At 58.0% G+C, this 19,972-nt stretch carries 19 protein-coding genes and 2 pseudogenes; 9 read left to right on the forward strand and 12 right to left on the reverse strand.

Annotation, left to right across the window (positions count from 1 at the left end):
• Nucleotides 1-224 precede the first annotated feature (224 nt).
• Complete coding sequence (locus IEY52_RS23330) at nucleotides 225-560, reverse strand: MerR family transcriptional regulator (protein ID WP_189007856.1); 336 nt, start codon at nucleotides 558-560, stop codon at nucleotides 225-227.
• Between the two features lie 459 nt (nucleotides 561-1,019).
• Here IEY52_RS23330 and IEY52_RS23335 point away from each other — a divergent pair, with 459 nt between their 5' ends.
• The 3 genes from IEY52_RS23335 to IEY52_RS23345 all read left to right on the forward strand — a co-directional run bounded on the left by IEY52_RS23335 (nucleotide 1,020) and on the right by IEY52_RS23345 (nucleotide 1,925).
• Entirely contained in the window at nucleotides 1,020-1,199 is a 180-nt protein-coding gene (locus IEY52_RS23335) for a hypothetical protein (RefSeq protein ID WP_189007858.1), read from the forward strand.
• Between the two features lie 78 nt (nucleotides 1,200-1,277).
• Nucleotides 1,278-1,640: a helix-turn-helix domain-containing protein gene (locus tag IEY52_RS23340; RefSeq protein WP_189007860.1), complete on the forward strand. Its 363-nt coding sequence runs from the start codon at nucleotides 1,278-1,280 to the stop codon at nucleotides 1,638-1,640.
• A gap of 63 nt (nucleotides 1,641-1,703) precedes the next feature.
• The gene (locus IEY52_RS23345; protein ID WP_189007862.1) at nucleotides 1,704-1,925 is read left to right on the forward strand and encodes a hypothetical protein; all 222 of its coding nucleotides are present in this window, start codon (nucleotides 1,704-1,706) and stop codon (nucleotides 1,923-1,925) included.
• Nucleotides 1,926-2,285: 360 nt separating this feature from the next.
• Here IEY52_RS23345 and IEY52_RS23350 read toward each other — a convergent pair whose 3' ends face one another.
• Both IEY52_RS23350 and IEY52_RS23355 read right to left on the reverse strand, forming a co-directional pair.
• Nucleotides 2,286-2,678, reverse strand: coding sequence for a hypothetical protein (locus tag IEY52_RS23350; protein ID WP_189007866.1), 393 nt, complete (start codon nucleotides 2,676-2,678; stop codon nucleotides 2,286-2,288).
• A 96-nt stretch (nucleotides 2,679-2,774) separates the two neighbouring features.
• Entirely contained in the window at nucleotides 2,775-3,653 is an 879-nt protein-coding gene (locus tag IEY52_RS23355) for a hypothetical protein (RefSeq protein ID WP_189007869.1), read from the reverse strand.
• 299 nt (nucleotides 3,654-3,952) lie between these two features.
• Between IEY52_RS23355 and IEY52_RS23360 the strand changes: the two genes are divergently transcribed.
• Nucleotides 3,953-4,330, forward strand: coding sequence for a hypothetical protein (locus tag IEY52_RS23360; RefSeq protein ID WP_189007872.1), 378 nt, complete (start codon nucleotides 3,953-3,955; stop codon nucleotides 4,328-4,330).
• Nucleotides 4,323-4,631, forward strand: a complete 309-nt coding sequence (locus tag IEY52_RS23365; protein ID WP_189007875.1) for an MbcA/ParS/Xre antitoxin family protein — start codon at nucleotides 4,323-4,325, stop codon at nucleotides 4,629-4,631. The genes IEY52_RS23360 and IEY52_RS23365 overlap by 8 nt, the downstream gene beginning before the upstream one ends.
• 282 nt (nucleotides 4,632-4,913) lie before the next feature.
• Here IEY52_RS23365 and IEY52_RS23370 read toward each other — a convergent pair whose 3' ends face one another.
• Both IEY52_RS23370 and IEY52_RS26820 read right to left on the reverse strand, forming a co-directional pair.
• Complete coding sequence (locus tag IEY52_RS23370) at nucleotides 4,914-5,294, reverse strand: hypothetical protein (protein ID WP_189007878.1); 381 nt, start codon at nucleotides 5,292-5,294, stop codon at nucleotides 4,914-4,916.
• 12 nt (nucleotides 5,295-5,306) lie between these two features.
• Nucleotides 5,307-5,474 (reverse strand): annotated as a pseudogene (locus IEY52_RS26820) (IS110 family transposase); the annotation flags it as partial.
• Nucleotides 5,475-5,517: 43 nt separating this feature from the next.
• Here IEY52_RS26820 and IEY52_RS23375 point away from each other — a divergent pair.
• Nucleotides 5,518-5,775 carry an AbrB/MazE/SpoVT family DNA-binding domain-containing protein gene (locus IEY52_RS23375; protein ID WP_189007881.1) on the forward strand — a complete coding sequence of 86 codons (258 nt, stop codon included), beginning with the start codon at nucleotides 5,518-5,520 and terminating at the stop codon, nucleotides 5,773-5,775.
• A gap of 480 nt (nucleotides 5,776-6,255) precedes the next feature.
• On the opposite strand, the gene IEY52_RS23380 is transcribed toward IEY52_RS23375, so the two are convergent.
• Together IEY52_RS23380 and IEY52_RS27135 are read right to left on the reverse strand one after the other, a co-directional pair.
• Nucleotides 6,256-7,230, reverse strand: coding sequence for an IS3 family transposase (locus tag IEY52_RS23380; protein WP_229684936.1), 975 nt, complete (start codon nucleotides 7,228-7,230; stop codon nucleotides 6,256-6,258).
• Nucleotides 7,200-7,280, reverse strand: a pseudogene (locus IEY52_RS27135) (transposase); the annotation flags it as partial. The pseudogene IEY52_RS27135 and the gene IEY52_RS23380, both read right to left, overlap by 31 nt.
• Before the next feature lie 702 nt (nucleotides 7,281-7,982).
• On the opposite strand from IEY52_RS27135, the gene IEY52_RS23390 reads away from it, so the two are divergent.
• The gene (locus tag IEY52_RS23390) at nucleotides 7,983-9,527 is read left to right on the forward strand and encodes a tetratricopeptide repeat protein (protein WP_189007887.1); all 1,545 of its coding nucleotides are present in this window, start codon (nucleotides 7,983-7,985) and stop codon (nucleotides 9,525-9,527) included.
• A gap of 314 nt (nucleotides 9,528-9,841) precedes the next feature.
• Here the strand turns inward: IEY52_RS23390 and IEY52_RS23395 are convergent, their stop codons facing one another.
• The 5 genes from IEY52_RS23395 to IEY52_RS23410 are packed head-to-tail and all read right to left on the reverse strand — an operon-like array spanning nucleotide 9,842 to nucleotide 19,141.
• The gene (locus IEY52_RS23395) at nucleotides 9,842-13,072 is read right to left on the reverse strand and encodes a UvrD-helicase domain-containing protein (protein ID WP_189007890.1); all 3,231 of its coding nucleotides are present in this window, start codon (nucleotides 13,070-13,072) and stop codon (nucleotides 9,842-9,844) included.
• On the reverse strand, nucleotides 13,069-14,166 hold the full coding sequence (locus IEY52_RS26830) for a PD-(D/E)XK nuclease family protein (RefSeq protein ID WP_308425028.1): 1,098 nt from the start codon (nucleotides 14,164-14,166) through the stop codon (nucleotides 13,069-13,071). The genes IEY52_RS23395 and IEY52_RS26830 overlap by 4 nt, the downstream gene beginning before the upstream one ends.
• Nucleotides 14,130-15,704: a hypothetical protein gene (locus IEY52_RS26835; protein ID WP_229684935.1), complete on the reverse strand. Its 1,575-nt coding sequence runs from the start codon at nucleotides 15,702-15,704 to the stop codon at nucleotides 14,130-14,132. Before IEY52_RS26835 ends, IEY52_RS26830 begins: the two co-directional genes overlap by 37 nt.
• An 18-nt stretch (nucleotides 15,705-15,722) precedes the next feature.
• Entirely contained in the window at nucleotides 15,723-17,729 is a 2,007-nt protein-coding gene (locus tag IEY52_RS23405) for a 3'-5' exonuclease (protein WP_189007897.1), read from the reverse strand.
• Nucleotides 17,726-19,141: a hypothetical protein gene (locus IEY52_RS23410; RefSeq protein WP_189007900.1), complete on the reverse strand. Its 1,416-nt coding sequence runs from the start codon at nucleotides 19,139-19,141 to the stop codon at nucleotides 17,726-17,728. The genes IEY52_RS23405 and IEY52_RS23410 overlap by 4 nt, the downstream gene beginning before the upstream one ends.
• 145 nt (nucleotides 19,142-19,286) lie before the next feature.
• Here IEY52_RS23410 and IEY52_RS23415 point away from each other — a divergent pair, with 145 nt between their 5' ends.
• A complete protein-coding gene (locus tag IEY52_RS23415) occupies nucleotides 19,287-19,640 on the forward strand; it encodes an IS5 family transposase (protein WP_189007903.1) in 354 nt (117 codons plus the stop codon).
• 47 nt (nucleotides 19,641-19,687) lie between these two features.
• Nucleotides 19,688-19,972, forward strand: a 285-nt coding sequence (locus IEY52_RS23420) for a transposase (RefSeq protein ID WP_373289916.1), incomplete at its 3' end; no start/stop codon positions are given.

The following is a 19,972-nucleotide window of genomic DNA, read 5'->3' on the forward strand; positions in this document are numbered from 1 at the left end:
GCTTGGCCCAAAAGAAGCTGGAGCATGAAGGTTGTGCAGGGTGCCTCAGGACCGCGGGCTGTGCAGACGGTGGTGCCGCGTGCCCGCCTGTGCATGACCGGGAACGGGAAGCGCAAAGAAAGCGGACGTTGATGAAACGTCCGCTTTCGGATTCAGGCCATCGGCCCTTCCAGTTGGGCAGACCTCCTGTTCAATAGGTGCACAGGCTCAGGGGAGACAAAAACTCATTCGGCAAGTCCATGCAGGCTGAGAAGCTTCCCGAAGGCTTTTTGCAGGGCCTGCTGGGTGTTGCTGACCTGCGAGAAGCCCTCATTGATGGCTTCCCTGAGTTTGGAGCGCTGTTCTTCCACACTGGCCTCCTGAAACGCCTGGATTTTTTCCAGGCTCATTCCAAGGCGTTGCAGCATCAGGATCTGTGCGATCACCTCAATGTGGGTTTCGTCGTAACGGTTGAATTTTCCATCGGGATGGCGGTGCGGGTGGAGCAGGCCCCGCTTTTCGTAGTGGCGCAGGGCAGCAAGAGTGAGGCCAGTCTTCTGCAGGATGTCTTTTCTCAACATGGTGGGGTCCTCTTCAGAGACCTGCACGGGGCAGGCAGACAGGTGTCTCCTGTCAGAGAGGCAAGAGCACTGCCTGCAGTGCATCAACTGGTGCAACCACACCCTTTTTTGAGCACCATCCAAGGAAGAGATGGTTGAGAAAATGCGTCGCAGAAAGTAAAGAGCTGATTTTGAGTCACCCATTGACTGTGGTGTAACAGCATCAGGCATAATGCAGGGGCAGGATCCACCACCCAGGGTGTGGAGGCCTGCACAGGCTGGAGGATCCCCCATGTGGATCACCCAGGGGATTGAAGCATCCACATCGATGCACAAGGGACCGTCCACAGACGGTCCGTGAGGGCGGACGTGGCCCCCTACAGGTGGGGGCCCGTTCACCCATAACCTCAGATGGCAGGCAGGTCAGTTGACTTCACAAAATCTGACCCTGCTCCCAGGACCACAACTGGAGGAACCAACTTGGATCCGGAAATCCCTCCGGGTTACCTGTCGCTTGGCGACTGGGACCTGAAACCCATCCTTGAATGCAGCCGCACCCTGCCCCTGCTGGTGGTGGTGATGGACGGCACCTGTGAGGTGTTCGTCCCAGTGGAGTGCGAAGACCAGGCCTTGCAAGCGCTGGAAGCAGCCCGCGACTGACCGCCACAGAACTTCCGCCTTCCCACAGCGAGATCCAGGTGGGTTTTCATGCCCACCTGCAAAAACCCAGAGGAACGAATGCCAGGAAAAAAAGCACTGTGGATCACCATCCAGGAGGTGGCCAACAAGGCACGGGTGCCGCAAGCCACCATCCGCCACTACACCGAAGTCGGCCTGCTCACCCGCAGGCAACTGCACCCGGAGGACAAAATCCACCACTACCCGCCAGACACCGTGGAGCGGGTTCGCACCATCAGGCGCCTGCGGAAAAATGCATTCACTGTGCCAGAAATCCAGATTTACCTGACCTGCCAGGACCCAAAGGAAAAGGGGCAAATGCTGGAGACGGTGCGCAGGAGGCAAATGCACCGCCTGACCCTTCTGCTGGGGGAACTGCTGGGCCTCGAAATCCAGCTTGAGCAACTCAAAGAACAGGAATGAGAGATCAGGTCATGCAAAACCAGGACCCTCTCCAGCCTGCCTTTAAGTGAACTGGAGGCGCCCATGTCAGCAGACCCAGATGAAAACCACCCCAACAACACCAGAGCAGCAGGAGAACAGGAGAATCTGGACCGCCCTTTTGACCTCCACCGTGAACTGGCCCGGCTGGCTGAACTCCCCCGGGAAAACCCAGAATTTGTTCCGATGTCCCCGGAAGAGCGGCAAAAGGCACACGAAAACATCCTCCAGCGCCTCTCCTTTTTGAAACAACCACGGTCAGACTGACCACCACAGCCTGCAGAAACCCCACTGGAAGGGACCCAGACCCCAAACCTTTCGTGGGTCGGGACAGGGATGGGGAAGACCTCACCCATCCGTTTCCGCTTTGTGGCCCTTTCAAAGTTCCCTTGCGTGACACAGGGAAGAAGGAGCGGGCACGTCAAACGGGATGTCACCCGCATTGCTGGAGGCCAGACTGCACAGTCTGGCCTCCCTTTCACGTTTTTTTCCATCCAGCCCAGCAACACAGCGGAGACAGAGGGCAAGGGCGGCAGGCAGGCAAAGGAAAGGCTTCCACCTGCATGCTCAGCGGCGTCAGAGCTCCCATTCACCAGGCATCCTCCATCCACATCCCTCCTGCAGGGCTCACAACATGATCCAGTGTTCTGGTGCTTCACCTTCCTTCAGGGTGCCCAGGTGGAATTGTGGGTAGAGGTGCTCCAGCCAGACGTGACAATCCAGGTCGTTGTGGACAAGATAAAAAAGCACGATGGACTCCACGGGAAAGTCCTCCTGCAGGTAAAATCCAGCCACCTGCTCCTGCACTTCAGCCGGCAGGACTTCAGGAAAAGTGAATTGCAGGCCAGCGCTGTAGACTTCAATTTGAATGCTCAGCACCGGAACCCCGGTGGCGACGAGCGCCGCGGTGAGGGTGTCCAGGCTCTTGTGGTATTCCTCTACAGAGATGGATTGTGTGGCCATTACAGCCACGCTCCGTCCAATGCAGTGGTGCAGTCTGGTTTCAGTGGGTTCACTCATTTTGTCTCCTGAGGATTGAAAAGCAGGCCGGTGGCCTGCAAAAATCTGATTTTCCGGTGAGTTGAGCTGCGCCGTTGCATCCAGGGACTGGTGCCATCACAGGCGTGCCAGGAAATCCTGCATGTGCTGGGGCGTCAACAGCAGGAAGTCATCACAGAAACTCAGGCGTCCCCACTGGGTATGGGCAGGGTACGGCAGCACACAGAGCACGACTTCATCTTCACCAGGCGGCTTCTGCTGCAATTCCCCCAGCGCTTCTTCGCTCAGGTGACCCCGCAGATCGACAGGCCGGCATGCGTCACCGTCCGGCACAACCAGGATGGGGTTGACCTGAAACGGGGTGAGCCAGCCCAGGTGCAAAAGGTGATCAAACACCGCCCAGTACAGGTGTTCTCCGGGATCATCCCGAACCAGCAAACCCACCCGGTTTCCCGCCCACTTGCCGAACTCTTCAGTGGCCCTGCTCCGCAACCCGTTGCGACCACCCACCCATGGTTTTTCTTGCTGGGGTTGCAAACGGTCGTCTTGAAGGGGTTTTTTCAGGGCTGGGTTTTCCTCAGGTGTGTTTTCTGCGACCTGGACCTGCACGGCTGGCAGGTGTGAGAGCCATTCCCACTCGTGCCGGTGTCTGTACGGCAATGTGTACAGCACCACTTCGTTTTCCTGCAATTTCCCCTGGATTTTCTCGGTGACCTGACTGGGGGGGATTTCCTCCAGGGGGGATTTGAGGATCACCTGCACTCCGAATTCAGACCGGGTGAATTCAAGGTGCAAGATCTCGTGTCCTGTAATCCGGTGGGCGTTCACCACCTGCAAGATGGTCTGCTGGTACTGTTCAGGGCTGCACCCTCCCATGACGTGCAGCACGGCCTGCTGGCCACGCAAGGCAAGCAGTTTTTCCTGGGGGCCTGCGGGATTCGAATTTGCCTGGGGTGAGACGGTCGGGGGTGCTGTTACGGGATGGTTTTCTTTCACGTGCATCTCCTGTTTGCCGAAAGGCAAATTCTCATTGTCCACCCCGCGGTAACCACCGGGTCAAGTGCGGGGTGGACAATGCAAACTGGGACGGCGAAAACCCTTGTGGTGCATCCCAAAACGCGGAATTTTTTTCTTGAACACGCGTGGTGAACGGCTCCATTTCGCAAGAAAAAAGCAACCCCGCAAACCCCGGAGGAGGGGAAATTTCCCTCCCAGAGAGAGCCCCTGATTTCTTGCAAAGCCTGCCCTCGATCAGGGCTTGACCCGGCGGTTGCTGCAGGGTTCAGGCTGAAGGGATGACCCGACCTGAACGTGAATGGAATGCAGATTTGTCAATGCCAGACCTGGGAGGCAAAGTGCTGGGCATCACCTGCGAGGCCCGCCTGGATGCCTCCATTCTCAGGGTGTTGCTCGAACCTTTCTTGCAAGACCTGCTCTCCCAGGGCCTCACCGTACAAATCCTTGAACTCGCACCCCGGGCGCAAACCACCGCCCGTCTGCTTCCCACACCAACCCCACGGGGGATCCAGTCGACTTCAGATGTGGTCAGTGTGGTGCTGCTTCCCCCACCCCTGGGGGAAGACCCGGAACTGCTGGCGCACCTGGACCTGGTGTGGCATGCCAGTTTGTGCCTGCACCAACACCCTGGTGACGGGGAGGGACGGGGTGAATGACGCGCTTCAGGGGTTGCGCCGAACGTGGCTGGAGGTGCACCAGGAGCTGCAGCAGGACCTGCCGATCTGGCAGTGGACCGTGCTGGGGCAAGCGCAGGACCCGCGGACCCAAAAGCGGCAGCTGAGGGTGCTGAGCCTCAGCGTGCTGGTGTTCGGGGATGTGTTCCTGGCCCTGAGGTGGCTGTACTGTCCCCAGGGGATTTTTGAGGACACACGCCCCCTGGAGATGCTGCAAACTCAGGAAGGACGAAGGCAGGTGGTGCGCGTCCTCCTGCGTTTCCTGCCCATGGTGAACGGATGACCTTCGCACCCCCTGTACGAGCCTGCACGACAGCCCATGCCTGACCTGCTGACAGCAGGTGAATTCCTCTTGAAGTGCCCTCATCTGCTGATCCTGCTCGCCACCCTGCACCCCTGGGAGCAGAATTTGCCGCGCCAGGTGTTGAGGAACACGTGCTGGAACAGGACCTGCTGGCTTTCTTCCAGTGGAAAGGGGAGAAAGCCCCTGGCCATGAAATCCCGTCCCCGATCCAGGGGCTGCTCGACCTGAAAGTAACTGTGAAGAAAGTCAAGCCCAAAAGGATCAACGTTCTTTGAACTGGTAGGTGCTGCTGGCAAGGATGAAATTCAGCTGTTCTCCATCTCCCAGGACCTCTTGGAGTCTAGAGAAATCTCCTTCCAACATGACAATTCCCTTTTCACCCAGCACCAATTCTTTGGTTTCTTTACGAAGCCATTGGATTCGGACCACTACAAAGTCACCAACATCCCATCTCTGTGCAACACGGGACTTGTGGTACTTTTCGTTTCCGTCCTCAAACCATTCACTTTCGACCTGCAGCACTTGATGTAAGTGATCTTCTTTCAGGAGGTGGCCCTCAATGACTTTGACGGACAGCCAGAACCCTTTCTTGATCCCGGTCATTTGGCCGCCCACCCATAGGGCAATGGTTTTGTCTGACATGGTGCTCACATGCTAACAGGTCTTCACAGTGATTCCAGGCTCCCAGATGGAATTCGATTTCATCATGGCATTGAGGATCACCAGCATTTTGCGCATGCAAGCCACAATCGCCACCTTTTTGGGTTTTCCTGCAGCCACGAGGCGTTGAAAGACCTTCTGCACCACAGGATTTCTTTGAATGTCATGCGCTCTGGCGTTTCACACCAGAGCCAGGGAGAAGCACATGAAACACCCGGTCTTCAAAACCGAAACCAAAAAGTGGGACAACGCCATCGGCCTGGTGGTCCCCAGAACCCTCTCCCACAGCCTGCACCTCGAGGCAGGCACCCAGGTGGTACTCCAGGTGGTAGGAGACCGACTGCTGGTCAGGGTGATGGGGGCTGCTGCCATCACCCTGGATTCGATCCTGGAAAACTGGCCGGAACATGACCGGGATGAGGAAACCAGTTGGGACACCCCACAGGGCAACGAGCTGTGGTGAAAGTCCACCTGCAACCCGGAGGCATCATCCACCTCTGCATGGACATCAACCCGATCAGGAGTCATGAGCACACGGGTTTCGTCTGTGGACAATGACTGTTCCAGCTGTGCGGCAGGGATGGGCCTTTCTGACACCCCACAATCAAAACTTCAGGGACCTCCACGGGCATCAGCACGCACCAGGCGAGGACTGCAGCATTATTCAAGTGGACTTCATTTTCCAGCATGACAGGCCGTCACTGCCTGCGAGGTGTGCCTTGCCCGTGCATTCATCCTGCATTTGATCTTTAAATTTACTTAGAGTTGCGGATCATCTGGCCGGAAGACCCCGTGCAGAAACGCGGATTTCCTCACTGGGGCGTGTTTTGGCCAGCGTCGCCTGAGTAAGCCAGTGGGATCAAAAATCCGTACAGGCTCTCTTCAAACTGAGGAGCCCCAGTGGGCTGTACCAGGAGAAAATCGAATGGAGGCCAGGTTCAATTTACTCCAGCAGCCTGGGTGCGCTGCACAAACTCACAGGGCGTGAGGTACCCCAACGAGGAATGGATCCGCGCAGCGTTGAATACTGCCGGTAGGACACGCTGAGCACTTGAGCTTCCTTGACGGTACGAAAGACATGCTGATTCAAGAACTCCTCTCTGAAACGGCTTTTGAGGCTCTCAATGAAGCCATTTTGCCAGGGTTTTCCAGGTTCGATCCTTACGGGCGTAACCCTCTTGAGGCCTAGAAACACCCCCAGGTCACGGGCCATGAACTCACTGCCATTGTCTGAGCGGAGCTTCTGGGGCAGTCCATGCTCAGCAAAAGCCTGATTTAACACCTGGATGACCTGCTGCGCTCGAAAACGGGTGCTGACATGGGTGGAGAGTAGCATTTTGCTGTACTCATCGGTCAACCTCAGGAACTTCAGAGCTTGCCCGCCTACCGTCTGGTCAAAGACAAAATCCAGTGCCCACACCTCGTTTACCTTGTTCGCTTTCTCAGGCAGGCTGGCTCCAGAACGGACTTTCCGGTGATGCCTGCGGGGTTTTTGCTGCAGGTGGTGAAGCTTCCACAGTCGGTGAACTGTCTTGGCATTGACCTTCAAGCCCTCTCTCGCCAGCACAGCATGGGCTTTGCGGTAGCCATATTGTGGGTGCTCCAGGGTGACTTGCCGGAGTTTCCTGACCAGTTGGCTTTGCCGCTCAACATGACATTTCTGGCGGTATCTCAGCACACTGCGACTGGTCTGCAACAGGCTGCTGGCTTGCCGCTCACTGACCCCACCCTCCGGAAGATCTTTGGCTGCTTCTCGCTTCTGGGACGGGTTTAATACTTTTTTCGGATCACTGTCTTCATGGCAGCATTTTCCATTTGCAGCTTTCCGACCATCTTCAGCAGCTTTTCGTTCTCCTTCTCCAACTCCTTGAGGCGCTTCTGGTCTGGAGTGGTGGTGCCCGTGTATTTCTGCTTCCAGCTGTAGAAGGTAGCCTGGTGGATGCTGTGCTGGCGGCACAGCTCAGCCACAGGGCTCTCACCCTTTTAGGCTTCTTGCAGGATGTCCAGGATCTGTTGTTCGGTGAAGCGCCCAGCACCGACGGGGCCGTCCCCGAGGTGCGTAGTCAGGGCAAGAAGCGGGACTTTTTCATGTTCTCCTCCTATGGTGAAGGCCGAACACTCGATTTTCTACTGGACCACTTTTTCGGGGGTATACCACTCCTGTTTCACTGATAAACGCAGTAAACCCATGAGATCTGTGACTTGTAGTTCGGTCAGGCTGCCTGAGGAAACCCAAAACGGATGGCATGCTGTTCCAGAAATTGTTGCAGCAGGCTTTCTTGCCGGGGTGACCTCCGGGGTCTCTGCCATGCGGCTTTGCTTTGGTCCTTCCCGTGGTGTCATGGACCTGTTGAGGAGTGATACAGATGCTGCAGCCCTGTGTGGCAAGTGCCATCACAGGTTTCTCCTTGAGCAAATGCAACGGTCAGGCAACTTGAAGCACAACAGGCGTGCTGCTTGCTGAAACATCTTTCTGATGTTGCAGCACCTCTGATTTATCCTGAGAACAACTGGATTGCGGTGGAGGGTTAAACCTTGCTGCTGATCAAGAAAGATTGCAAAGGAACAGCGATGAATCCCATTGATCAAGAGATCTTGAACCTCCGAAGCAAAGCACAGGGCATGTCTGCGGAATACATTCCAGAATGCGACCTGCAATTGTGCTTTCTCATGCATGAAGTGGCTCTGGGACAGTCCCTGTATGCCACACTGGAGCGCCCGACTTCAGGCGATGAGCGCTGGATGGGGATGTGCTGTCTGGCACTTGCGGACCGGGAAAGGGCCCTTGAGCATGCCCTGAGGGCACTGGCAATGGGAGAGGCAAGGGCCAGCATTGACCTGGTGCGCCTGTACCTCCTGATTGGCAAACCCGAACAGATGCAGGCGGAAATGGCAATGGTGCAGGTGGAACAACTGGACCGTCTGAACAGGGCCATCTGGCACCGGAATGTTTCGGTGGTGCATGCCCTGCACAACAACATCCATGATGCTGTTCTGGAAGCGGAGAAAGCCTGGAGGGTGATCCAGACGGCTCCTGAGTTTAATTTTTACGCACCAGAAGTGCTGGTGACCTGCAGTGGATTGCTCGCCACCTCGGGAAGGGTCGAACAGGCGCTGTATTATTTGGGCCGGGCGGACGAGATTTGTCAGACCCCCTACCTGTGGCACATCAAAATGACCCGCATTGTGCTGGCTCTGGATCACATGGTGCTTCAGGGGGTGATCGAGGATGCGCAACTGGTGATTCAAAACACCACCAACACCAAGATTCTGGTGGTGTCCCACATGTCCATTGCCCGCACCCATCTGTGCCTGGGTCGTCTGGCTGAAGCCCAGCCGTATTTTGAACAGGCGCTGCTGTTTGCTCAGAAAGCCGTGATGCACGACTTCATCCACATGAACCAGGAGTACCTGTTCCTGGTTTTTCAAAGGCTTGGCCTGCATCACAAAGCCAGACGGATGTTCAAACGAATGCAACTACACATCGGTGCAGATTTGCATGGCAGTTTTGTGGATGTGCACCGGAGTTACATGGATGATCGCTTCACCCAGGAAGAGGCCACAGCCCTGGTGGATCAAGCCCTGAACTTCGTGCGGGAGTACGGAGACGACCTGGAAATCATGCGGGTCCTGATGTACCGTTGCAGGATGCTTTTGCGTCACTCCCCTGCGAACTTCAGCAATGGAGTCGATGATCTTGCCACATTCATCACCGAACAGGACTGTGCCCACAAATGCTTTGAAGACTGGGTGTTCTTGCCGGAGGTCCGCAAAGACCTGGACACCCGGTATCCGGGCCTCATTCCCACACTCGATGAAAACCAGGTGCAGGTTCTGACCCTCGAGCAGGAGCGCATTTTGTTCAATGGAGAGGACGTGCGGTTGCCCCTGAGCAAGGCGATGGAAGTGGTGGTGTACTTGTTGCTGCATGGCAAAGTTTCCTTGCAGAACATCATCAGCCATGTGTTCCAGGACCTTGAGCCACAGAAGGCACGGAATTACTTTCACCAGATCAAACACCAGCTTTCCGAAAATGTGGGGCTGTTTCAGATTGTTTATGACAAAAACACCCGCCTTTACAGCATCGAGTCGGGTCACCCCATCATGCTCGACATCAAGCAACTGCTGGAAAGCCAGCAGAAGACCGATCAGGTGTTTTTGCCGTCCAGTGGCAGCGATTGGGTGCTGGAAATGAATGCCCGCCTTCAAAATTGACTGGACAAAACCATGTCCACCCAGGCGTTTCTTCAATGATGGCCTGGTGTGTTGTCCCTGGCCCCCTCTATTCCATGGGGATGGTGGGGTCAGCCGGCTCCAGGTGATCGGGCACCAGACACCTGTGGCGAAGGGCTGGAGACCGTCCATCCATGAAGCTCAGTAAAGTCCAGCTCTGAAGATTTAAGGGGTCAGGTCTTCGGGGATGAGGCAGTCGGTCAGCGCTGTTTTGTGGTCCGCCGGTTCATTTGAATGGTGTCTGCTTGAGGGTCAATCTGGATTCGGCAAGCGGTTTTTCATCAGTTCTTTTCCCGCTATGACACTTCTGAATCGCTGTCCAGGGTCACAGCGTCCGTGCAGTGGGTCACGTGCGGACAGAAACGACAATTGAAGAGGCTCGGACTCGCTTCCAGTTTCCCTGAGCGCAGGTTGGAAAGCATCAGGTCAATGTGTTGCAGGCCCTGTTGCAGATCCCTTGCTTCAAACGTGTGCAGGGTGTTGTGCCGGAGGTACACCAGACTGGCCTTCGGGATCTTCAGGTGGTGGCTGTACAGGGCCATCTGGGGCAGGTGGTGGAAAGGTTCCATGAACGAGTCGGTCTTGTAGTCGATGATCCAGTCGTCAGTGAAAGCGTCCACCACCCCCTCGAAGGTCATGTCCCCGTAGGTGATGCTGTAAGCCTGTTCCCGGGTGAAGCTGAGCCCCTTGAGGGTCTCAAATTCCTCGTCTTGCAAGCTGGAGACCAGGCGGAACACTTCATGGATCACTGCGGGGTGCTCTCCGGTGAAGTGCTGCTGCAACTTCTCCAGGGTGATCCAGCCGTTTTCCAGGGCGGTGTGCACCAGTCCACCGATGTTTTTGCCCCTCAGGATGCGTGGGCCTTCACTTCTGGTTTTCCACTGCAAATTCACCCCGGAAATGCCCTGCAGGTGCTGGTATTCAAAGGACCTGGGGCATTTGAGGTACACCCCCACCGAGGTGACTGGCAGGCTTTCAGGAAGCAGGAAAGGAAGGGGACCACTGGCCGTTTCTGTGGCTCCACCGGACCAGACCTGCAGGGGGGCAATGGGGTCCAGGGAAGGAATCTGGTGGGCTTCGCAACTGTACACCTCATGGTCGGTGCCGGACAGGGCCTTCATCAGCTGAAAATACGGCCATTCCTGTTTTCTGGTCAGGGGCATCCCCAGAATCAGCAGGTCTGCCGCCCGGGTGAAAGCCACATATTTCACCCGGATCTCTTCCAGGATGCTGCGGCGCACCCGCTCTTCATGCAACTTCACATACTTTTCTGGAAGGTCCAGGGTGTCATCCGGGTGCCGGAGGGCCACCCCCAGGTCACTGTCGATCAGCACGTCGTCTTTGAAGTTGGGGCCGGTGTGCAGGCTGTCCAGCAGGATCACAATGGGAAATTCCAGCCCTTTGGATTTGTGGATGGTCATGAAGCGCACGGCGTTCAGGGAGGGTGGAAGGGCTTCAGACACCTCAATTCCTGCTTCAGCCATGCTTTTCAGGCGCTCTGTGGCGCTGAACACGTCGGTGTGGCCCTGCCGGTAAAGGTCCCGCAGAACCTCTTTGAAACGGGAGACATTGAGCAGCCTTCTTTCGGCTTCAGGCAGGCAGGAGAGCACCAGGGGATAACGGGTTTTTTCGTGCAGCACCTCCAGCACTTCCACCGGGCTTCCGTCTTTGCGCTCGGAGAGCACCTCTTGCAGCACCGTGACGATGTGCCGGAATGCCGGGTCTGCTTGCAGGGAGTGCCACAGGCTTTCTTGCATGCTGCGGGAGAGGGTGTAAAGTTCCGGGTCACTGAGCATGAAACAGGGACCCCGCAGCACCGCAGCCAGGGACAGGTCATCAAAGGGATTGGCGAGAAATTGCAGGAAGGTGATCTGGTCTTGCACCTCCGGACGGTCAAAGAGGCCCATGCCGGATTCCACCACGTGAGGAATGCCCGCTTTCTTGAAGGACTTCAGGTAGGTGTCCAGGCTGGTTTTGGCCCGGTACAGCACGGCAATGTCTTCGTACCTGACCGGCCGGTGGGTTTGCTGTGTGCGGTCAAAAACCTGCATCTGGCTGCGGATCAGGTCCTGAATCCTGAGGACCATCAGCCGTCCTTCTGCGTCCCGGAGGTTCCCGATGCGTTCCCCGGCGAGCACGTGCACCTCCACACTGGCCTGAGTGTCCTGCGGTTTCTGGGTCCGGGCGGCTTTAAGTGGCCTCATGGGAACGCTGCTCTGGTGGGTCTGGTCTGAGAACAGCACCTTGAAGACCTGGTTCACCACCTCCACCAGTTGATGGTGGGTGCGGAAACTGGTGTCGAGGTCCACCACGCTTCCCACGCTGCGGGTTTTCTCGGAGAGGCGCTGGATCAGGCCCACATCCGATCCCCTGAAGCCGTAAATCGACTGTTTTTCGTCGCCCACCACGGTGTACAGGATGAGGTCCCCCAGCAGGCTTCCCAGGATGGCCCACTGGGCTGGACTGGTGTCCTGGAACTCGTCGATCAGCATGACCTTCCAGCGGTCCTGGTAGTAGCGCTGCACATGGGGGTGGAGTGTGGCCTGGCGGGCGTGGTACTCGAGGTCTGCAAAGCCCATCACGTTGTCCCGCACCGACAGGGCATAGCGTTTTTTCAGGGTCAGGCGGTAAGCGGTTTTCAGCTGGTACAGGGCCTGGTGGTGCCACTGTTCCTCCGGGCGGAGTCTGGCCCCTTCAAAGGTGTCTTTCAGCCAGGCCACCGTGTCCTGCACCAGCACTTTGCCGCTCCCGGTCCAGTTGGGGGATTTCCCCGAGTTTTTGGAGTAAGGCAGGTTGAAGAACCGTTCACTGAAACCCACCGCGTCCTGCTCCCCCAGCCCTTCCAGCAGCAGGCTGTACATCGGGTATAGGGGATCTGTGAGGTCCTTGCAGCTGGCCGACCTCAGCAATTCCAGTCGGCCCAGTCGGTATTCCAGGTGGGTTTCCCACAGGTCCTGAAGCCGTTTCACATGCAGCTTTTCAATTTCTTCCGGGGTGACGGTCTCCACCTTGCCCAGGGCAAGCTCTGCGGTCAGGGGGTCGCCCAGCAGGAGGCGCAGGGCCTGGGAAAGCAGGGAGTAAGGCAGATCCCGGTGAATGGCCCTGGGCAGCACCGTGAGGATTTCCGGGAACACCTCATCCAGCCAGGCCTGAAACGCACCCTCTTCCAGCACCTGCATGTTGAAACTGGCGTCGCTTTCCAGCGGGTGCTCCCGGGCAATCCGGCCACACAGGCTGTGAATGGTGGAGATCTGCGCTTCCGGAAAATCGTCAAGCACCTCCCCCCAGTACCCTTCGTTCTCGGGGAGTTTTCTTTCCAGGTAGGTTTCCACCCGGCTGCGCAGTTCACTGGCCGCAGCTTCGGTGAAAGTCACCGCGCACAGTTCACGGGGTTTGAGTCCCTGCTCAAGCAGGTGAATGATGCGCTCGGCGAGCACGTGGGTCTTGCCAGAGCCGGCCCCGGCCTGAATCACCACGTTGCCGGGCGCAGTGACAGCCATGCGCTGTCTGGGGGTGAGGTTGGTCATGCCTGACCTGCCCTGACCCGGCACAGGGATCCGTAATCGCAGTACTTGCAGGCCGACTCGCTGGGCGTGGGTTGAAAATTCCCCTGGGAGAGCTGTTCCACCGTGTCCTCCAGAAAATCCATCACTTCTTTTTTGTGGTCTTCCCACACGTAACCTTTGTCGGTGTGGGCGGGTCCCACCGTTCTGAGCAGGTGTTTTTCGCGGTTCAGGATGCTCAGGTAGCGTCCCAATTGGCCACCCACGGCCATCAGGTACAGGGGGAGTTGCAGTTCCAGTTTGCTGCCGTCCGGTCTGCGCAGCTCACTGATGTAATTGCGGCTCTTGTAATCGATCACGGTGGTGCCGTGTTTGGTCTGTTCGATGCGGTCCACGATGCCCCGGTAGGAAAAAGGCCCGTTTTTCAGCTGCAGGGTGTGCTCAATGGGAACTTCGAGTTGCTGGGGGAGGGTGCCTTGCAGCATGAAGTAATGGCTTTTCACGAAGTTCTTCAGGTTCTCCAGCAACTCATGGTGCTGGAAAGGCCAGTGGGGGAGGGGAGGCAACTCGCCATTTTCCAGCAGCACGTTTTCGGCCCGCTCGAAGGCTCCTGGCAGTTCAAGCAGCAGGGTTCTGGGGTTGGGTCGGATGCCCAGGTGGGGCCGCAGCAGTTCTTCCAGCACCTTGTGGTAGAAGGTCCCTTCGGTGGCGCGCTGCAGGGTTTTTTCCACCTCGGGGAAAGGCAGGAGTTTTAAGACCTTCTCGGCCATCCAGTGGAACCGGCAGCTGCCAAATTTGACCAGTTGTGAAGGGCTCCACAAATGGTTCTGGGGCACCTTCACCTGCACCTGTCCGTGGTGACCGGAGACCTGCAGTTTTTGTCGGGAAAGCTCCAGGCTGGCCCGCATTTGCACGTGTTCTCCCACCTCTCCTGTGAGTCCAGCTTCCACTTCGGTGACCGGGAGGGGTGGGGGGAGGGCCGGTGCCGACTGGAACATCCGGCTGAGGGGTGAGCCTTCCAGGGATTTTCCTTTCAGGTCAAACAGGGGCCGGGAAAGGTGCAACTGGCTGCCTGCCGCGTTCAGGCAGGCGTGCAGGTAGGCCCGTTCGGTGTGCATGCGTTCTCCCTGACGGACCAGGGCCACCCCGGAGCGCTCCCAGCGTTCCCGGATGTGGTCGTCCAGCAGCACATCTGCAGAAGGGCGCTGGGGGAAGAGGGTGTCACTGAGGCCCAGCACGAACACATGGGGTACTTGCGTCCACTGAGGGCCAGGGGACTGGCAATCCGCACCCCCCGCCGGGAGTACACGGTGGGAACACCGATGTCCATGAAGTCCTCAATCAGTTCCAGACGCAAATCTTCCAGGGTGAGGTTGCCCATCATGGAAAGCGACTCCAGAATGTCCAGCACCCGACTGACCGCCACGGCCGTCTGGTGGGTGCCGCGCACCGTGCGGCTGAGGCCCAGAAAACCCAGGGCTTCCCGGAGCCTTGCCCCGTACACCTCACCGATTGCCTGCAGGGGCAGTTCCAGCACACCTGCTTCCCCCCCGAGTTTCCAGTCGCTGAGTTTCTGGGGGGGTGGGGAGAGGGTTTTGCGCTTCAGGCTGATTTCGTCCACAAAACGGCTCAGGGGATGCTGCAAGACCTCCAGGGCCATGTGGTGCTCCCACCCTTTCTGGCTGGCCCGGACCAGGGACAGCACCAGTTTCGCCGGGTGGGTGTAAATCAGCGGCAGCATCTGTCCGCACAGGATCGGCAACTGGTAGCGTCTGCTGGCCTCCCGGATCAGGGGCAGGTAGGTGTCCTGGTCCCGCACCACCACCACCACATCTTCAGGCGGGACGCCCCCTTTCAGCAGGTGGTGGATGTGGCCCAGGGTGTGACGGACCTCGGCCTCCGGGCCGGGAAGTGGGGTGTGGGTGATGTGTTCCGGAACGGGGCCAGTCCCGGCCAGCAGGTGATCCACCGCCCGGGTGCCCACCGTTTCCCTCACGGAGTCAGGGGCCATCTGCACCTTCCAGCCCTGACTTTCCAGGGCAGACTGGGCTTTTCTGGCCCGGCTGAAGGTGCGGTGCCCTTCGCTGGTCAGGGTGACCACACTGCCCGGCTCACACACCTTGCCCAGCAGTTCCACCTGCGCCTGGTCGAAGTAAGGGTAGCCGTACACCAGGTATTTGCCCTGCTCAGGGGCAAAGAATTCCACTGCAGAAGGGTCCGCCAGTTTGTGGGTGGTGAGGTGAGAGAGGTAGGCTGCATAACAATGGGCCACATCTTTTTCCCGTGCGGTGCGGGCCACGAGTTCGGGTTTCTCGGCGGGGGTGGCGGCGTGCATGAGTTCCGAGAAGATCCTCATGAGCTGCCGGAAGGTGGGTCGACTGAGCGGCAGGTAATGCAGGTGCACCCCCTCCACCACCTGCTGCAGGACTTTGCGGCGTTCGAATTCGGACATCACCCGCACCCCCTGCCGGGACAGCATGCGCTGGGACAGCTGCTTGAGGGTGGTGGTGCGCAGGCCCGTCCCGGAGGTTTTGCGCACAAAACGCATGGACAGCAGGTTGGTGGCGACCACCGTGGGGAAGTGGGTGTGGTGTTCCCGCACAAAGTCGGCGAGGGCGGTGACGTCCCGGTGGATCAGCAGGGTGCGCTCAGGCATGGTTCCTCCAGTGTAGGTTCAGGGTGCGACAGCAAATGACAGGAAGGGAGAGACTTGCCCGGTGTGGGTGATCAGGAGTTGTTCCCTGGCCCGGGTGATGCCGACGTACAGCAGTTGACGTTCCAGGTCACGGATGCGGTTGCGGTCCGCTTCATCCTGGGCTTCTTTCATGGCCACCGGCAAAGGCAGGTGGTTTTTTCCCGCGGAGGCGATCACCACCGCACGGAATTCCAGTCCCTTGGCCCGGTGCAGGGACCCTGCAGGCAGGCGGTTTCTGGGCACGTTCCCCTGCTGCTTGAGGTCAAAGACTTCCAGGCCCAGCTCTCTGGCCACCCTGGAGGCGATGGCGAGGTGGGCGTTGCGTTCCAGGATCGCCACATCGGAGGGATGGTGGCCTTTTTTGAGCAGGGACCGCACAAAGTGGGCAATGGTCTCCACCTGGTCCTGATCCCCCATGCACTGCACCACCCTGGGTTCCGGTCCTTGCAGGCTGGAGAGGGTGATCTCTCCACTCATGCCCATGGCCTGCTCGGCAAACTGCTGGATCTGGCGGGTGGTGCGGTAATTGACTTTCAGTTTTGAGGTGTTGTTGCGGATGTCGATGCAGTGTGAGAGCCAGGTGCCCACCGCTTTGAAGATGCGCTGCTGGGGGTCTCCCACCAGGGTGATGTCCGAGGGGCCTCTCTTCACCAGGGCCCGGATGAATTCGAGCTCGGCGGGTCCGAGGTCCTGGGCTTCATCGGCGATCACAAAGTCATAAACGCTCTTGCCTGTCTCGGCGATCTGCCTTGCGGTGCGGGTCAAGAGGTGCGTGTGGCTGATTTTTTCCTGCTGCTCGAGTTTTTTGAGCACCCGTTCAAAAAGGCTCCAGAGGTGTTTTCTTTGCATGGCCCCGAGCGGGGTGCCCCGTCCGGTGCGGCTGGCACCGCGGTAGGCTTCAAAGGTCCACAGGCCCTGCGCTTCAACCACCTGTTGCCATTCGCTGAGCACAAAAGGAAAATCAAACGTGCTGCCGTGCTCGTGGTACACCTCTGCGAGCAGGGGATAGATCAGGCTGGAATCCGTCCCTTTTTCACTCCCCTTGTACAGTTCCCGGGCGACCTTGTGCAGGTTCATGACCTCGATGTTTTTGAAGGCCGGGTCGTTTCTGGGGACCACGAATGGAAGCTGCTGCTCGAGGCGCTCCGCCAGGGTTTTGCTGAAACAGGTCAGCAGGACACACTTCTCGGGGTGTTCGCGGGCGAGGAACGCCGCCCAGTGCAGGGCCACCACGGTCTTGCCGGTGCCGGGACCCCCGGTGATGCGCATGGAAGAAGATGGGGTCGAACGGGCCAGCCTTTCCTGAGCCGGGTGCAAAAACACCATCCAGGTCTGAAAGTCACTTCCCAGTGCCCCTTCAATCTGACCATCGGCAACTTTGATGGGCATCCCGACCAGGGTTTTCAGGTCCGGCAGTTTTTCACCGGAGTGAATGCGAATCAAGGCATCTGCCGCATCTTCAGACAGGTGGTCGATGATTTCTGGCAGCCGGGATTCTGGCAGGCTGCGCACAAAAGGCCACAGTTCCTCCGGGATGCCCAGGTCCTGCAGGGTTTTGTCGTCGATCCATTCAAATGGCCTGGGACCCTCTGCGGGAAGGGTGTGAGGCTTCTGCATCACATCAGGGTCAGGTGCTTTTTCCTGCACCGTGAACATCTGCACCTTGCCCTGCTGAAAGTCCAGTTTGAACTTCTTGTTTTTCGCCCACTGGTAGGCCGCGTCATGGTGCCCCACATGCAGGTAAACGAAGGTGTTGCTGTCTCGCAGCAAGATCACCCTGAGGTCCATGTTGCAGGAAATCGAGAACAGATTGGGGGTGTGGGTGTGTTTGAGGGGGTGCAGCCGGTCCCCGCTTTTGCTGCTGCTCAAAAGCATCAGGTCCTTCTGGAAGTCCTGCACACTCAGCCCCACAATTTTCTGGGACTGGTGATCGAGGTGTTGCAGGGCCTGGTAGTAGGTGGAGGTCACCACGAACTGGTAGCTCATCCGTGCAGGGCCTTTTGCAGGTGTCCTGCGAGGTCTGGAAGTTGCACAGAAAAGGTCTGGTGGCCGGAAGAGGTCACCTCAGAATTTTCCACCACGGCCACTTTCTGTGCGGTCCACAGCAACAGGGCCTGGTTGCCGGTCACCTGCACCCCGTCATGCAAATCCACATGGCAATCGTCGGGGGCAGGGAGACCTGCACTGGCCAGGGATTCCGCCAGCACGTTCCAGCGGGGGTCCAGCACCTCCAGAATCAGGTCCCAATTGGGGTCCCGGATCGGTGCGGCAGGCAGAGCTACGGTCAAGGAGGGTGTCTCCGAGATGGGGGCCACATGGTCCTGGTGCACGAACCGTCCATCCTCCAACCGCTTCGCAAAAGGCAACACCAAGAGGGCCGCTTCCAGCTGGTCTTCTCTGAGCATCAGAACCCGGTTGAGCTCCTGGACCGTCACCGGTGTGCTGGCGTGCTTGAGAAATTGCTCAATGCGTTCACACGTGCGGGGATTCTTGAAGTACACCCGGTACCGGCCTGTCCCTGCAGGCAACTCCCAGCGGTGCAAAGAGTGCAGGAAAGCGGCCAGGACCAGCCAGGCCAGTTCTTTTTCACTTCCCAGGTCGGGGTCGATGAGCTCCAGCACCTGCAGGTCACGGTGCCGGAACGATGCGTACCAGCGGGTGAGCCCGGCGGTGGCTTCTTCATCGGGTTGTTCCAGCCGGAGTTTGCTGAGCAGGGTGCGCAGTTTGAAGTGGGTGTCCACCTGCTCCCAGTCTGCTGCTGTTCTGGGCATCAGGGCAAGGAGTTCACTTCTGGGCTGGGGGAGCAAGGCTTCGAGCAGGCGTTGCACCTCCCCTTGCAAAGATGGGGTGGGGAGGGCTGCGTGTTGCAGGTCGACCTGCTGCTCGGGGATTTCTGGGAGAGCAGGTTCAGGTTCATCTTTTTGATTGGGCTCCACCGGGGTTTCAGGTGCAGGTTCGCTCCAGGTGGACGCAGTGTGCCCCTCGTCTGGAGCGGCAGGCAGGGAGGGGTCTGCCATTTCGGGGTCCTGCCTTTCAGACACTTCCACCTCTCGGGTGATGCCGCTTGACTCGGCTGAGGTGTCTGTGGTGCCCTGGGACGCTGTGCCGGTGAGCAAAAACAACAGGTCCTGCAAATCCCGCACTGTGACGTCCTCATGCAGGCTCAAGGCCGGGTAGATGGGCACCCTGCGGGCTTCTTCAAGGTCCTGTTGACTGGTCTGGAGGTCCCTGAAGAGCCCTGCGAGCTCTGCGCCGAGGGATGGATTTTGCATCAGGTGCAACGCAAGGTTGTCGATGCCCTGGGTCAGGGCACCGATGCGGCCAGAGAGTTCTGCCACCTTTTCGGCTTTCTCCGCCTGAAGCTGGGTCACCTGCAACTGGTTTTCCAGCTGGTGCACGACACCTTGCCAACGTGAGGCCCGGTTTCTTCTGAAGTCCTGCCACTGTTGAAACATTTTGAGGTCTTCTGCATTCCATTCTGAGAGACCGTCCGAAAACCGTCTGAGCATGACAAAACAGCATTGAATTGATAAAATGCTGTCTGTGACGAGAAAGCCTTACCCCAGTGACCTCACTGACCGTGAATGGGCACTGCTCGAACCCCTCATTCCCTCCACCAAACCCGGTGGTCGGCCTGCAAGCATTCCCAGACGAGAAATCGTCAATGCTCTGCTCTACGTGCTCTGTCAGGGCACCTCCTGGCGGGCCTTACCCCACGACTTTCCCCACTGGAAGACCGTCTATGAGTACTTCCGACTCTGGAAGAAAACCGGCGTGTGGGAGAAGGCCAGCCAGAAACTGGTGAGGACCTATCGCAGCTTGGATGGACGAAATGAAGACCCCAGTGCCGCTGTTCTGGACTCTCAGAGTGTGAAAACCACTCAAAAAGGGGGCTAGAGAGAGGCTTTGATGCAGGCAAGAAGGTCAAAGGCCGCAAGCGTTTCTTGCTGTGTGACACGCTAGGAAATATCCTGCATGTGATGGTCTGTGCTGCCAGTACCCAGGAACGAGATGGGGGAAAAGTCCTGCTCGAAGCCGCCAAAGAAAAATGTCCCCGGCTAGAGACCATCTTCGTGGACAACGGCTACAACGGAGAAAAATTTCAAGACTGGGTCCTGCAAAAGACCTCCTGGAAGGTCGAAGTGGTCAAGCACCCTTCCTCGGGCAGTCGGTACGCTTTCATCGAAGGTCAAGACATCACTGCTGAGACCTACCAGGCTGCCATTGCC

This window comes from Deinococcus roseus, from assembly GCF_014646895.1.
Taxonomy (GTDB): domain Bacteria; phylum Deinococcota; class Deinococci; order Deinococcales; family Deinococcaceae; genus Deinococcus_C; species Deinococcus_C roseus.